Annotated in this window: 14 protein-coding genes and 1 riboswitch; of the genes, 4 read left to right on the top strand and 10 right to left on the bottom strand. The window is 53.7% G+C overall.

What is annotated here, in order from left to right; all coding sequences use genetic code 11:
* Nucleotides 1-11: 11 nt before the first annotated feature.
* From E9531_RS07425 to ahcY, 9 genes are all read right to left on the bottom strand, one after another.
* The gene (locus tag E9531_RS07425; protein ID WP_136573124.1) at nucleotides 12-1,286 is read right to left on the bottom strand and encodes a TRAP transporter large permease; all 1,275 of its coding nucleotides are present in this window, start codon (nucleotides 1,284-1,286) and stop codon (nucleotides 12-14) included.
* Between the two features lie 46 nt (nucleotides 1,287-1,332).
* Complete coding sequence (locus E9531_RS07420) at nucleotides 1,333-1,839, bottom strand: TRAP transporter small permease (protein WP_136573123.1); 507 nt, start codon at nucleotides 1,837-1,839, stop codon at nucleotides 1,333-1,335.
* Nucleotides 1,840-2,184: 345 nt separating this feature from the next.
* Complete coding sequence (locus tag E9531_RS07415; protein ID WP_170181417.1) at nucleotides 2,185-3,174, bottom strand: TRAP transporter substrate-binding protein; 990 nt, start codon at nucleotides 3,172-3,174, stop codon at nucleotides 2,185-2,187.
* Between the two features lie 152 nt (nucleotides 3,175-3,326).
* Nucleotides 3,327-3,569, bottom strand: coding sequence for a Fis family transcriptional regulator (locus E9531_RS07410; RefSeq protein ID WP_136573121.1), 243 nt, complete (start codon nucleotides 3,567-3,569; stop codon nucleotides 3,327-3,329).
* Nucleotides 3,570-3,611: 42 nt separating this feature from the next.
* Complete coding sequence (dusB, locus tag E9531_RS07405) at nucleotides 3,612-4,697, bottom strand: tRNA dihydrouridine synthase DusB (RefSeq protein ID WP_136573120.1); 1,086 nt, start codon at nucleotides 4,695-4,697, stop codon at nucleotides 3,612-3,614.
* A gap of 152 nt (nucleotides 4,698-4,849) precedes the next feature.
* Nucleotides 4,850-5,503: a septal ring lytic transglycosylase RlpA family protein gene (locus E9531_RS07400; protein ID WP_244610027.1), complete on the bottom strand. Its 654-nt coding sequence runs from the start codon at nucleotides 5,501-5,503 to the stop codon at nucleotides 4,850-4,852.
* 257 nt (nucleotides 5,504-5,760) lie between these two features.
* Nucleotides 5,761-6,618, bottom strand: coding sequence for a methylenetetrahydrofolate reductase [NAD(P)H] (metF, locus tag E9531_RS07395; RefSeq protein ID WP_136573119.1), 858 nt, complete (start codon nucleotides 6,616-6,618; stop codon nucleotides 5,761-5,763).
* A gap of 80 nt (nucleotides 6,619-6,698) precedes the next feature.
* Nucleotides 6,699-7,049: a phage holin family protein gene (locus E9531_RS07390; RefSeq protein ID WP_136573118.1), complete on the bottom strand. Its 351-nt coding sequence runs from the start codon at nucleotides 7,047-7,049 to the stop codon at nucleotides 6,699-6,701.
* A 246-nt stretch (nucleotides 7,050-7,295) separates the two neighbouring features.
* Entirely contained in the window at nucleotides 7,296-8,744 is a 1,449-nt protein-coding gene (gene ahcY / locus E9531_RS07385; RefSeq protein ID WP_136573117.1) for an adenosylhomocysteinase, read from the bottom strand.
* Nucleotides 8,745-8,851: 107 nt separating this feature from the next.
* Nucleotides 8,852-8,978: riboswitch (S-adenosyl-L-homocysteine riboswitch) on the bottom strand.
* A 284-nt stretch (nucleotides 8,979-9,262) separates the two neighbouring features.
* Here ahcY and E9531_RS07380 point away from each other — a divergent pair.
* The 4 genes from E9531_RS07380 to E9531_RS07365 are packed head-to-tail and all read left to right on the top strand — an operon-like array spanning nucleotide 9,263 to nucleotide 13,430.
* A complete protein-coding gene (locus tag E9531_RS07380) occupies nucleotides 9,263-9,709 on the top strand; it encodes a tripartite tricarboxylate transporter TctB family protein (protein ID WP_136573116.1) in 447 nt (148 codons plus the stop codon).
* 23 nt (nucleotides 9,710-9,732) lie between these two features.
* A complete protein-coding gene (locus tag E9531_RS07375) occupies nucleotides 9,733-11,265 on the top strand; it encodes a tripartite tricarboxylate transporter permease (RefSeq protein ID WP_136573115.1) in 1,533 nt (510 codons plus the stop codon).
* A 42-nt stretch (nucleotides 11,266-11,307) separates the two neighbouring features.
* The gene (locus E9531_RS07370) at nucleotides 11,308-12,018 is read left to right on the top strand and encodes a response regulator transcription factor (protein WP_136573114.1); all 711 of its coding nucleotides are present in this window, start codon (nucleotides 11,308-11,310) and stop codon (nucleotides 12,016-12,018) included.
* Nucleotides 12,015-13,430, top strand: a complete 1,416-nt coding sequence (locus E9531_RS07365) for a sensor histidine kinase (protein WP_136573113.1) — start codon at nucleotides 12,015-12,017, stop codon at nucleotides 13,428-13,430. The genes E9531_RS07370 and E9531_RS07365 overlap by 4 nt, the downstream gene beginning before the upstream one ends.
* Before the next feature lie 63 nt (nucleotides 13,431-13,493).
* Here the strand turns inward: E9531_RS07365 and prmB are convergent, their stop codons facing one another.
* Complete coding sequence (gene prmB, locus E9531_RS07360; protein ID WP_136573112.1) at nucleotides 13,494-14,390, bottom strand: 50S ribosomal protein L3 N(5)-glutamine methyltransferase; 897 nt, start codon at nucleotides 14,388-14,390, stop codon at nucleotides 13,494-13,496.
* Nucleotides 14,391-14,425 lie beyond the last annotated feature (35 nt).

Here is a 14,425-nt window from a genome sequence, read left to right as displayed (position 1 = left end):
CGTTGTACTGGTCAGCGATAAATCACATCACGAAGGTAGAGTGAGAGCTCTGGGATGTAGGTGATCAACATGAGGCAGCACAAAATAACGCAGACAAAGGGCACCAAAGGTTTGATCATTTGCTCCAGCGATATTTTGGCGATAGAGCACGCGGCAAATAGATTGACCCCCATGGGTGGAGTCACCATGCCGAGGGCCAAGTTCACGATCATGATGATGCCAAAGTGCACCGGATCGACCCCAAATTGAACGGCCACGGGTAACAATAGGGGGGCCAGTACCACGATAGACGCGGACGTTTCAATGAACATGCCAATGATGAACAGCGCAATGTTGACTCCGAGCAAGAACAGGTACTTGCTGTCAAAGAGACCGCCAAGCCACTGACCCAGCATGTCAGGTACTCCTGAGCGGTTAAGCAAAAAGCTGAAGACTCCAGCGTTTGCAATGATGAACATGATCACTGCCGTGCCCACAACAGAGCGGTGAAATACGGGTGATAGTGCCTTGAAGCTTAAGGTGCGGTAGATGAAAACACTGACCAGCAAGGCATACACTACAGCAACGACTGAGGCTTCTGTGGGAGTAAAAATCCCGCCATAAATGCCGCCCAAGATGATCACAGGCATCAGCAGTGCCAACCAAGAGCGTTTGAATGCAGGCCACACGGCCATGCGGTCTTGCCCGTCATTTTTGCCCAAACCATGTTTGCGTGCGTAGAGCCAGACATAGAGAATCAAGGCTACGCCAATCAGCAAGCCCGGAATTACACCGCCAATAAACACTTCACCTGTGGATGTTTCAGTCGATACTGCGTAGAGAATCATCGGAACTGAAGGGGGAATGATCACCCCTAGTTCAGCGGCCGTGGCTTGTAGCGAGGCCGCGAACGGCGTGGGGTAGCCGTGTTTGACCATCGCAGGAATCAGAATGGCGCCAACGGCAAAGGTCGTGGCCACGGATGAGCCTGCCACTGCAGCAAAAATCATGCAAGTCAGCACGCAGGTGATGGCCAACCCGCCTTGAATACCGCCCACTAAGCTTTTGGCGAAATCCACCATCCGTTGGGAAATTCCACCTGCTTCCATCAAGTTGCCTGCAAGGATAAAAAATGGAATAGCCATGAGGGGAAATTTGTCTAGGGCAGCGAACAATTGCTGGGGCACAACCAGCCAATTGATTCCTGCATAAGCAATTCCTGTAATGCTCGACAAACCAATAGCCACAGCTACAGGCAATGACAAGGCAAAGAAAATCATCATCGAGACAATCATCAACTGCGGCATGATGGGTCCTTAAAGTATGTGTTCAGTTGGAGGTCAAGATGCAAGATCAGCCTTGCGCATCGTTTCGCACGGGCGCTTGTGAGGCGGGCGCATCGGGCGTGAGCCAGCGCAGCAGTAAGGCCAGCGCTGCCAGGCCAGCGCCTACTGGAATGGCTAGGTACACCCAAGAAATGGAGACTTCAAGTCCGGCAACGCTTTGAAAACGGACGCGATAAGTCATTTGGCCCCCCATCCAGGCCAGGAAAACCAAGAAGCCAATGCAAGTGAGATTGACGATGCCTTCCAACAAGCATTTGGCTTTGCCACGGAGTTTTTCGCGCAAAAACTCGACTGCAATCATGGAGCCTTGGCGAAATGCCAATGCAACGCCCAGCATCACCGCCCAGATAATGGCTGCGCGCGTCAGGACTTCGCTCCAGTCGAGAGGCGAGTGCAAGACAAAACGCGACACCACCTGAAAAAAACCGGTAGCAACAGCCAGCCAGAGCAGCGCTTGCGCCACGACGGAGACCAAGCCGAACAAGGCCTTGTCAATACGATGGATGAGAGTCATGGATGTAGTCTCCGCCTCAATATAAGTAAGCCATGCCTCACAGTGGCTACGGCTCGAGGAGTATGCAAAAGGTAGCTGGCAGCAAAGTCTTGAGGCGTTGAAGTCCAACGACAAAGGCTGCAAACATCACGTCAATCACTGGCAGGGTGGCCTGTTGTGAGGCTGCCTGAAATTCACCATGGCTAATGGTGCACATGCTAGATACGCGGCGGGGTGGGCTGCGGGTCTGGGGTGCCAAAGACGACGAAGGGCGGATTTTAGACCGATATCGCGACAATCATCGCAACAAGTCTGCTCCGCCCTTCATGGCTGCAGATGTCCGCAGCCGTTGGTGATAAGGAGAAATTACTGTGTATTGCGGATTTGCTCAATCAGTTTTTCGCCAAAACGTTTGTTGTAGTCCTTGTATGCAGGCTCAACGGCTTTGGCAAAGGCTGCGCGGTCCACTTCAGAAACTTCCATTCCTTCCGCTTTGAGCTGCTCAACACCTGAGGTTTCAACGTTAGAGACGTAGTCACGCATGGCCTGACCTGCATCTTTGCCTGCTTTTTGGAGCAGTGCCTTGTCTTGATCAGACAGGCTTTCATACACTGAAGGGGACACGATGATGACGGCTGGCGCGTAGACATGGCCTGTTAAGGACAGGTATTTTTGTACTTGCGACAATTTGGCCGAAGTGATCACAGACAAGGGGTTTTCTTGTCCATCAATCGTGCCTTGCTGCAGGGCAGTCATCACTTCGGGCCATGCCATAGGTGTTGGCAAGATGCCAATTTCACGAAATGCAGCAATGTGCAGTTGGTTTTCGGTGGTACGAATTTTCAGGCCTTTGGCATCTGCAGGCGTTTTCACTGCGCGCACATTGTTGGTCAAGTGGCGAAAGCCTTGCTCACCCCAAGCCAGTGCGATCAGACCGCGCTTGTTGAATTCTGCAAGCATGTTCTGGCCGATCTCGCCATCGAGGACTTTGCGGGCGTGATCCAAATCGCGCAGCAGGAAAGGCACGTCAAACACTGCGGCAGAGGGCACAAAGTTCATGGTGGCACCAGTGGAGAGCACGGCCACATCAATCGTGCCCAATTGCAGGCCTTCAATCACTTCGCGTTCGCCACCCAGTGCACTGTTGGCAAATTGCTGGACTTTGTATTTGCCGCCACTGCCTTCATCCAGTGTTTTTGCAAATGCATTGCCAGCAGCACCGTAATGGGATTGCTGGCTCAGGGCATAAGCCATTTTGAGTGTGGTTTCTGCGCTGGCTGGAGTGCTTACTGTGATGGCTGCGGCTGCTACTGCGCCTACTAATGCAGGCGAGAACCATTGTGCGCTTTTACGGATGAAGGACTTCATGAGGGCTCCGTGTGAAAAAGAAATTGAATAAAAACGTGCGAGGCCAGATCTTGCTGTGCGCGCAAGGTCTGGCCCGATAAAACGCATGGAATGTAACGCCAAATTGTTTCTGCCACCAGTAGCAGTTGCCCTAAAGGGGCTTAGGATTCGCTATCCAGCAAGGCATGGTGCTGCAGTTTTTTACGCAATGTGTTGCGGTTTAGGCCCAACCATTGCGCAGCACGCGACTGGTTATGGTTGGCACGCTCCATGATCTCTTCGAGTATGGGTTTTTCCACGAGATGTATCACCATCTCGTACACATTCGCAGGGTCTTGACCGTCCAAGTCTTCGAAATACTGCTGCAAATTTTCTCGGACACATTCACTGATATTGGGCTTCATACACGTGGCCCTTTTTGTCGGGGCATTCTTGGGGAGGCGGCACTATACCGCAGCTAGCGTGGCGCAATCGGCAGTGGGGGCGCAATCTTCTTGCAATGCATTGGGCCGCATATCTGTAGCAGGTATTGCCTGCGTGGGCCATATGGGGTGCGATTGCGCCAGTGCAGACAGGAAGTCGGCCACCGTTTGCCATTGCTCTGCACAGTTTTCTTGGGCATTGATGCGCGCACGCAGGGTTTCACTTCCAGGGATGCCCTTGAGATACCAGCCAATGTGTTTGCGCGCCGAACGAACGCCTGTGTGCTCACCATAGAGACTGTAATGTTCTTGAAGATGGTCAAGTAACCATTGCCGAACTGTTTGCGTTGCGGGTGCTGGTAAATGCTCGCCTGTGGCAAGGTAATGGGCGATTTCTCGAAAGATCCACGGTTTTCCTTGGGCTGCACGCCCAATCATCAGGGCGTCCGCACCGGTGTCTTGCAAGACTTGTTTTGCTTTTTCACTATGGGTGATATCGCCGTTGGCGACGACTGGGATGGCCACAGCCTCTTTCACGGCACGAACGGTTGCATATTCGGCATGCCCTTTGTAGCCTTGTTCGCGGGTTCTACCGTGTACTGTGAGCATCTGGATGCCAACCCCTTCAAAGGCTTTGGCAAGATGGATGGCATTTTTGTGCTCGGTTGACCAGCCTGTTCGCATTTTCAGCGTGACGGGGACCCCATACGGCAAGCAAGCCTGCACAACAGCCTCTGCAATCGCAACGGCAAGGGGTTCGTTTTGCATCAATGCCGAACCGGCCCATGCGTTGCACACTTTTTTGGCTGGGCAGCCCATGTTGATATCGATGATTTGTGCGCCGCGTTCTATGTTGTAGCGCGCGGCGTCGGCCATCATGGCCGCTTCTGTGCCTGCAATTTGTACTGCGATCGGCCCTGGCTCCCCTTCGTGGTTGGCTCGGCGCGAGGTTTTGAGACTGGCGTACAGATGCGGCTGAGAGGTCACCATCTCACTGACAGCGTACCCCGCCCCCAGCTGCCTGCACAGCATGCGAAAGGGCCGGTCTGTCACGCCTGCCATGGGGGCAACAAACAAGTTGTTAGCCAATGTGATGGAACCGATTTGCATGAGGGTGTTTGTGGTGTGGGAGTGTTAAGGCGCCAGACAGTACATGCCATGATGCTACGCTAAAGCGGTTGCTGTCTTGGCAGAAGCTGCTGCTGTTGTTGGGATGCTTGTTAGCGTGCCGCGCACAAGGTAGCCAAGTCTGCGTCTTTTACTCATGGGTTGGTGGGCGGTGGCAGCCCTTTGCCTTCGAGCGGCGCTTTGCCATTGCCACAAGCGGGGCCGTTGTCATCAGGAATCCAGATGGCCACTGTTTTCAAGCCTTGCGAGAGCATGCCCAGTGACTCTGCAGCAGCACGGCTGAGGTCAATGATGCGTCTGCCGACGTAAGGGCCACGGTCGTTGATGCGAACCAGCACTTCCTTACCCGTTAGCAAGCCTCTGACGCATACCTCGGTACCAAACGGTAATGAGCGGTGTGCTGCGGTCATGGCGTTCATGTTGTAGCGCTCACCATTGGCTGTGAGGCGACCATGGAATTTATCGCCATACCAAGAGGCTTGGCCCGTTTGGTAGAGGTCTTGTGGCTCAGGCAACTGCCAATCGTGAAAACCGGGTGTGAGGTTGGCATTCACGGATTCGTTTGATGCGCGCAGGCCTAAGTGCGAGGGCATGGCAGAGGGGGGTAGCAGCAGTTCATACACGGGTGGCATGATGTCCATGTCAAGAAACCGTGTTGCCTCAAGTGGCGTTGTGGTTTCTTTTTGTGGGACGGTGCAGGCCGCTACCAGTAAGGCGCAGAGTAGCCAGGCGCAGCGGTGGATGCGCGAGAGCACACGGCGATAGTGGGCGAAAGTAATGGACGGCATGTAAACGTTGACGAGCACGCATCAAGCCGTGGGGGGGCTGAGTACGCTGGCACAGGCCTGCTGAGGTGGCTGGAGGGGCCACTTTGACCGATGGGATGTTCACAGGCGCGCTGCAGGATATGCTAGTTAGCAATCCAATTGGCTATGGCTGCGCTTTTTTTGAAAGTGCATGCTGACTTGGCTTCGGGCCTGTGCATCAATGGCTCGTGACGATCCTTTCTTTCTCAAAGGGGAGATGGTGTTGTTTGAGGGAGGTATCAGATCAAGTGCAAACGTTTGGATATCTCAAGTACCAGTGGACTTTGGTTCATGGTGTAAAAGTGCAGGCTTGGGGCGCCTTCACGAATGAGGCGCTCACAGAGTGCAGTTACTGCATCGAGTCCAAAGGCGCGAATAGAGTTCACATCATCGCCAAAAGATTGCAGCCGTGTGCGCATCCAACGCGGCACTTCGGCGCCGCATGCATCAGAGAATCGCAGCAGTTGGCTTGCGCCCATCACGGGCATGATCCCCGGGACAATGGGGATGTTTAGCCCTAGTCTGTGTGTGTCGTCGCGGAAACGCAGGTACGCGTCCGCATTGAAAAAATACTGGGTAATGGCAGAGTTGGCCCCGGCTTGCACTTTTGCGGCAAAAGCTTGCAGGTCTTTTTGTGGTGAATGGGCCTGGGGGTGCATTTCTGGATAGGCCGCGACCTCAATGTGGAAATGCTCGCCCGTTTCTGCGCGAATGAAGGCGACCAAGTCACTCGCATAGTGGAATTGCCCCCCGATTCCGTAACCACTGGGTAAATCGCCACGCAATGCCACGATGCGATTGACCCCCATGGTCTTGAGTTCTTGTAGCTCTGCACGTACTTTTTCGTGGGTTGCGCCGATGCAGGAGAAGTGCGATGCGGCTGCTTGGCCCTCTGCCAGAATTTCCGCCACGGTGGTGAAGGTGCCTGCTTGGGTTGAGCCGCCAGCACCATAGGTGACGGAACAAAACTCGGGGTGGAGCACGTAGAGCTCTGTGCGGGTATCACGCAATTTTTGCGCACCTGCTTGCGTTTTTGGGGGGAAGAATTCAAGGCTGAGCGGGATGCGCTGCACGGTGTTAGAAGAAGTAGGGGTCATGAACTGCAAGGGCCGCATCTGTCCATACTTTGCACAAATCGGAGTGCAAACGGAGATTGGCAGAACGGGGCAAAAAGAAATTAGTTGGGGGTGAACGGGACGACGCTGCTCAACGCCCAGTTGATCACGCTGTACAAGATGACGCCGAAAACGCCAGCCCAGAAACCATCGACTTTGAAGCCGCGGCTGATACTGCCTGCGAGCCAGAACAACAGTCCATTGAGCACCAGGTAAAACAAACCCAATGTCAGTACAGTTAAAGGGAAGGTGATGAAGGCAAGTAGTGGGCGCAATACCGCATTAATGAGGCCCAGAATGACGGCCGCAATAAGGGCAGATTGGTAGTTTTTGATATGCACGCCTGGCAGCAGATAAGCCACCAGCATCAGTGCCAGGGCACTAAGTAACCAAACCACTAAAAGTTCAAGCATGGCCAAATACCTTTCACAAGTTGATGGGGCAGCGAAGGCATGCGCTGCGCGCGAGAAATAGAATAAGCGTTTTGCTTGGCGCTGGCTAGTGTTCTGTTACTCGCGCAATGGCCGACTTAGAGCGACTAACACAACCCTTGATACGCCGTTGCAAAACCGTGTCGTACTACTCGTACTGCATGTGGTTTTGCTCCTAGTCTCAACCGCAAACCTTCGGTTTGCTGGGTTGTGTGAGCCGCTCTTCTCTTAGTAGCGGTAGGTGTCTGGCTTGTATGGGCCTTGTTTTTGCACGCCAATGTAAGCGGCTTGTTCGTCCGAGAGAACAGTCAACTCAACCCCTAGTTTGGACAACTGCAGGCGTGCGACGTGTTCATCCAGGTGCTTGGGCAGAACATAAACCTTACCTACTTCATACTGGTCAGGTTTAGTAAACAGTTCAATTTGCGCCAGTGTTTGGTTCGCAAAAGAGGAGCTCATGACGTAGCTAGGATGGCCCGTAGCGCAGCCAAGGTTGACCAAGCGGCCTTTTGCCAGCAATGTAATACGCTTGCCATCAGGGAAGATGATGTGGTCAACTTGCGGCTTGATTTCTTCCCACTGGTACTGCTCCAGTGAAGCGACATCAATCTCGTTGTCGAAGTGGCCAATGTTGCAAACAATCGTCTCGTTTTTCATGGCAGCCATGTGTGCATGGCGAATCACATCCTTGTTGCCTGTAGTCGTTACGAAAATATCTGCCTTGTCTGCGGCGTATTCCATGGTCACGACCTTGTAGCCTTCCATGGCGGCTTGCAATGCGCAGATCGGATCGATTTCTGTGACCCACACTTGTGCGCGCAAAGCAGCCATGGCTTGGGCGCAGCCTTTGCCCACATCGCCGTAGCCTGCGATGACTGCAATTTTTCCGGCAATCATCACATCAGTAGCGCGTTTGATACCGTCTACCAGCGATTCGCGGCAGCCATACAGGTTATCGAACTTGCTCTTGGTGACAGAGTCGTTCACGTTCACAGCGCGGAACAGCAGTTCGCCTTTGGCAGACATCTCGTTCAAACGGTGCACACCGGTGGTGGTTTCTTCGGTCACACCAACAATTTCTGCTGCTTTGCGTGAATACCAGCTGTCGTCTTGTGCGAGCTTGGCTTTGATGGCCGCAAACAAGATGCGCTCTTCTTCGCTTTTCGGGTTGGCCAGCACGCTGATGTCTTTTTCTGCGCGTTTACCCAGATGCAACAGCAGGGTGGCATCGCCGCCATCGTCCAAGATCATGTTTGGGCCTTCACCGGCTTCACCCTTGGCGGCGAATTCAAAAATGCGGTGTGTGTAGTCCCAGTAATCTTCCAGGGTCTCGCCTTTGACGGCAAACACGGGGGTGCCTTTGCCGCTATCGGCCTGGTTCAGCGCAATAGCAGCTGCTGCATGGTCTTGGGTGGAGTAAATATTGCAGGAGGCCCAGCGCACGGTCGCCCCCAAGGCTTGCAGGGTTTCAATCAGCACGGCTGTTTGAATGGTCATGTGCAAGCTGCCGGTAATGCGTGCGCCTTTGAGGGGCTGCTGGACTGCGTACTCTTCACGGATGGCCATCAAACCGGGCATTTCGGTTTCGGCAATCTTGATTTCTTTACGACCCCATGCAGCCAGTGCAGGATCGGCAATGACGCTTTGCTGCGCCAAGTTATCGGTATGAGCGTTCATGGTTAAAACTCGCTTTCTGTGCAACAGGTGAATGACCGCTGCGCGCAGGAAGGAGGCCTTGACTCAGTATGCGAGGAGGAGAGGCGCTGTTCCTGCCTGCGCAGGCAGGCGGTTGAGCGTCGTTGCGAATGCACCGCTGCTTCATCTGTTGAAAGAGGCTAGGCAAGCGCTATGCATGAAGTCCGAGCCTCGCAGCCACGCGTGAATGGGGCTGCTGCAACGCTCCTCGGAGGAGGGCGATTATACGCTGATGGCATCACCACTCCTTTGCGTGATGTTTAGTGCTGTCTTCGCTCGGGGATTTCCCTAGAAATGGGGTGTACTCAGGCGCTGGTCAGGTGTTTTTTTTATTCTTGCGCTCCGGTAATTTGCGGGCTGTAGCCTGCAGGCAGAAAAAGCGTGCTTGAGCGCTGGAATGTGCGGTTTGGGTGCGATGCCCTTGGGGTATGTGCCATGCCAACTGCAGGTTGCCATCGTTCAGATGCGAATGTTTTTTTAGATGTGGAGTGCTTGAGAACATGAAAGTGACCAGAGACTTACACGACATCATTGGCGGTTTGCTGATGACGGCGACAGGTTTGTTTTTTGCTATTTACGGCGGCCAATACGATATGGGAACAACGGCTCGCATGGGGCCGGGTTACTTTCCGGTGGCGCTGGGATGGACATTGGCCGTACTAGGCATTTTGGTGGCTTTGCCGGCCTGCTGGCGCAAAGGCAGTGCGGTTGTGGTGCAGTGGGGAAATCTGTTTTGGAGTGTGCTGGCCATTGTGATTTTTGCTGCTGCTTTGTATCCCCTGGGCGTGGTTATCGCGTCATTTGTAGCCGCTTTGCTTTCGCTAGTGCCTTCCAAAATGGCCTTGCGTACACGCATGTGTGTTTGCGCGGTTGTCGCTTTGCTGACGACGTTGATTTTTCCCATTAGCTTGCAAATGGTGTTGCCCATTTGGCCATGGAGCCTGTAAGGCATAAATAAGGAGTCAATCGCATGGAATTGCTTGGAAATTTGTGGCTTGGATTGCAGGTGGCTATTGAGCCTGTCACGCTGTGGTATTGCTTTTTTGGTGTCTTCTTGGGCACGGTGGTGGGTGTTCTGCCTGGCATTGGCGCATTGGCTGCCATTTCTCTGTTGTTGCCGCTCACCTACCATATTCCGCCAACTGCGGCCATCATCATGCTGGCAGGCGTGTATTACGGCGCGCAATACGGCGGATCTACGGCATCGATTCTGTTGAACTTGCCTGGTACGCCTTCTTCGGCCGTGACGTGCTTGGATGGCTATCCGATGGCCAAAAAGGGCAAAGCAGGGATTGCGTTGTTTGTGACGACCATCGCTTCATTGGTCGGGGCTATGAGCGGTTTGATCCTCATGACGCTGTTTTCCCCCATGATTGCCAATATCGGCTTGAGCTTTGGACCTGCAGAATTCTTTTCCATGATGTTGCTGGGGTTGGTGGCAGCTTCGTCTATCAGCTCTGGCTCTGCGGCCAAAGGCTTGTCGATGGTGGTGTTTGGCTTGCTGCTAGGCATGATCGGCACGGATGTAAATTCTGGTGTTCCACGTTATTACTTCGGTGTGCCTGAGTTGATGGATGGAATTAGTTTGGTGGCCTTGGCAATGGGGCTTTTTGGCGTGGCTGAGGTGGTGCGGTGCATTAATTCGGCTGATGTGAGTGGCAAGATTGCCAAGGTACCTTTGCGTTCTATGGTTCCTTCGAAGGAGGAGTTCAACGCAACGGTCATGCCGATGGTGCGTGGCTCTGGTTTGGGGGCCGCTTTGGGCGCTTTGCCAGGTGTTGGACCGTCTATTGCGGCGTTCTTGTCTTATGCTATTGAGAAGCGCGTTGCGAAAGATCCTAGCCGCTTTGGCAAAGGGGCCATTGAAGGGATTTGCGCTCCCGAATCGGCCAACAACGCAGCCGCTCAGACGGCATTCATTCCCTCTTTGTCATTGGGGATTCCTGGCGATGCCGTGATGGCGGTGATGTTGGGAGCGTTGATCATCCATGGCATTCAGCCGGGGCCGATGTTTATCACTGAGCAACCTGAAATGTTCTGGGGCCTTGTGGTGAGCTTTGCGATTGGCAACATCATGCTGGTGATCTTGAATTTGCCCACCATTGGTTTATGGGTGGCCTTGCTCAGAATTCCATTTGCCTGGATGTATCCGGCGATTTTGGTGTTTGTTGCCTTGGGGGTTTACAGCGTCAATAACAACGTTTTCGATATTTATTCGGTTGCGGTGCTCGGCATCATGGGCTACGCCTTGATGGTCTTGCGTTTTGAACCCGCGCCCTTGCTGCTCGGCTACATTCTTGGACCGATGTTGGAGGAGTATTTGCGCCGAGCAATGCTGATTTCTCGTGGCGATCCCTCCATTTTCGTGCAACGCCCTATCAGTGCTTCGCTATTGGCCATTACCGCTGCTCTGCTGCTGTGGGCCGTGTGGACTACTGTGCGTGGAGCGGTTCGCTCGAAACAGCAGTTGGATACCGCAGAGAAGCTGGCTGAAGCGGTCTAAGTCGGCGCAGATGTCCAGCCAGTGCTGGTATCCTTTCTTGCTATGCGAATTCTTTTAGTTGAAGACGACTCCGTGCTGCGTGAAGTGATGAAGCGCAGCCTGGAGATGGCTGGCCACCGAGTGGATGCGGCCTCGAATGTGCAAGACGCACGGCATTTGTGGGAAGTACAGCCTTTCGACGCCGTGCTGCTTGATTTGAATCTGCCCGCGCAGGCGAGTATCACGCAACGTCACGCTGTTGAGGCAGCTAATGGCTTGGTCCTTTTACGTGAGGCGCGCGCGCGGGGAGACAGTACTCCCGTACTGGTTTTGACGGCGCGCAACCGTACGGAAGAACGTATTGACGGCCTGGATGCTGGTGCAGATGATTATTTAGGCAAACCATTTGACTTGGCGGAAGTGGAGGCACGCTTGCGCGCCTTGGTTCGACGCAGCCGAGGGACGGAAGACTTGGTGGTGTTGGGCCAACTTGAGCTTGACCGACGTGCCAGGCGCTTTTCGATTGCAGGAAAACTGATGGACTTGCCCGCCAGGGAGTTCGAGGTGCTGTGGGAGCTGATGACTCCGCCGGGGCATGTGGTCAATAAGCGAAGCCTGTCGGACAAGTTATCTGGTTTTGATGATTCTTTGGGGGATAACGCGCTTGAAGCCTTTATCTCTCGCTTGCGCAAGAAATTAGTGGGCAGTGGCGCAGCCATTCGCACTCTACGCGGTATTGGCTATTTACTGGAAGCTGAGAGCACGGGGACATGAGCCAGGTGCAGGCGATCATCAAGCAAGCCCCTTTGTTGCGCAACCGCATGTTGCGCAACGTGCTCCTCCCCTTGATCGTGACATGGCTGTGTGCCACTGCTGTAATGGTCGGTGTGGCCAAAGATTTCACCGGGCGTGTTTTTGACCGCACCTTGCTCGATCATGCGCATGCGCTGGCGGCCCGTTTGCAACAACAAGATGACGGCACTTTAAAGCTGGATCTGGATGAGCACGAGATTGGCAACGTGCTGTATGAGCCAGTCGAGACTGTGATGTACGCTATCCTCAATGCCAATGGCCAATCTGTCATCGGTGCGCACTTGGAAGAGGCATTTTTGCCGAGTTATTTTCAAGAGTACCGTTACGGCTTCATTCGGTATGCGCAAAAGCCCATGCGCACCATTGCTTTGCGGCATTCGATTGGGGATGGTAAATACTTTGTAGTGGTCGCCCATACCACGCAAGCGCGTAACCACTTGGTGCAGCGTTTGATGTGGTTTGGTTCACTACCAATTTTGTTGATGCTTTTCCCGTTGGCCATTTGGTTATGGGATCGGATAGAACGTGATTTGCAACCTCTGGCACAACTGCATGATGCGCTGTTGGTGAGGGATGCCAAAGACCTGTCCCCACTGACAGTGGCAACCACAAGCCGCGAAGTTGAGCAGGTGGGCAAGGCCTTGAATGACTTGATTGACCGGCTCGATCGTAATATCGCAACGCAACGTGAGTTTGCCGGCAATGTTGCGCATGAGTTACGCACCCCGTTGGCGGGTATCAAGGCTATGGCCGAATTTGGTTTGGTTGGGCAAGACCCGGCTGTGCAGCGTGAACAACTGAGCCAGATTGTGTCGAGTACAGAACGTGCTGCAAGGCTGGTCAATCAATTACTGGATTTGGCGATGCTCGATGAAGACCAAGTTGCGCTGCATATTGTTGATGTCGATTTGGCTGATTTGGTGCGCCAAACTGTTTTACGCCATTTGGATAAAGCCGATAGCCAAGGCGTGGACTTAGGCGCGCAAGGTTTGGATGAGAGCGAGGCGCAGGGATGTTGGGTACAAGCAGATAGCGCTTTGCTCACCGGCTTACTGGACAACTTGATTGATAACGCCTTGCGTTATGGGGGCCATACAGTGACTGTGGCGGTGAATGTCAATCCGCGCACGCGTATGTGCAGCGTCTCGGTGGAAGATGATGGTCCTGGAATTCCTGCTTCTGTTCGCACGGCAATGATGCAACGCTCTACCCAGGGTAGTGATGGGGAATTGCTTGGGCAGGGGGCTGGCTTGGGTTTGTTTTTGGTGGCGCGGTATGCGCGCTTGCTGGGCTCACACCTGCAGCTTGACTCGGGTGAAGGTGGGCGGGGTCTGAAGGCCAGTGTTTGGCTGCCATTGGTTAGGCGCCAATAAGTGTTATTTGGGGTATTTATGGGGCGTTAGCTTTTGATGCGCCAATGTGCGCTCGCCTCAGCTTTAAATCAGTAGCAAGTCTTTTTTAGTAAGCACCAGTACAGCGTCGTGGTTGCCGTTGGTGTCTAACCAAATCGGATTGAGTTGAGGGAAACTCTGTTCGAAATAGCCACGCTCATTGCCAATTTCGAGCACCACAATAGCCTCTTCGGTCATGTGCTGAGGGAGTTGTTGCAGTAAGGGGCGGATAAAGTCCATGCCGTCAGCCCCTCCTGCAAGCGCAAGTGCAGGCTCGGCCAAGTATTCTTGTGGCAAAGCGGCCATGCTGGCACTGTTGACGTAGGGTGGGTTGCACAACACCAAATCGTATTGGTCTTGCGGGCTTAAGGCGTTGAGGCTGTTCGATTCGATTAAACGAATGCGTTGCACCAAGTCGTGTTTTTCAATATTGATGCGAGCAACATCCAAGGCGTCGCTGGAAATGTCTACGGCATCAACTTGAACCTCAGGCCAGGCCAGAGCCGCGAGGATAGCCAAGCTGCCATTGCCTGTGCAAATATCGAGTACGCGGTGCGTGCGGTCACTGAGCCAGTGGTCCAGCGTGCCATCTGCAATAGGCCCAGCAATCAGACTGCGCGGAACGATGCTGCGTTCGTCAATGTAAAAGGGCACTCCGTACAGCCATGCCTCTTGTGTGAGGTACGCTGCTGGTTTGCGCAAAGTAATGCGTTTGTGCGTGAGGTCTGCAATGCGCTGCAGCTGTGTTGAGTCCAAAAGCGTGTCGCCAGTGTTTCCTTCAAGATCACTGTCAAGCGGCAGTTGCAGTGCCCATAGCACCAACCAAGCGGCCTCGTCGTAGGCGTTGTCAGTGCCATGCCCAAAGGCCACGTTAGCTGTCTCCAGTTCCGCAGCTGCAGTAGCAATGGATTGACGCAAGGTAATGGGCGTTGTTGAACTCATGTGGACAGTGGCTGAGAGTGAATAGGGTGGTTTTG

Source organism: Lampropedia puyangensis, from assembly GCF_004833285.1.
Lineage (GTDB): Bacteria > Pseudomonadota > Gammaproteobacteria > Burkholderiales > Burkholderiaceae_C > Lampropedia > Lampropedia puyangensis.
Note: the sequence above shows the minus strand (reverse complement) of the source record. Positions and strands in the feature narration are given on the sequence as shown.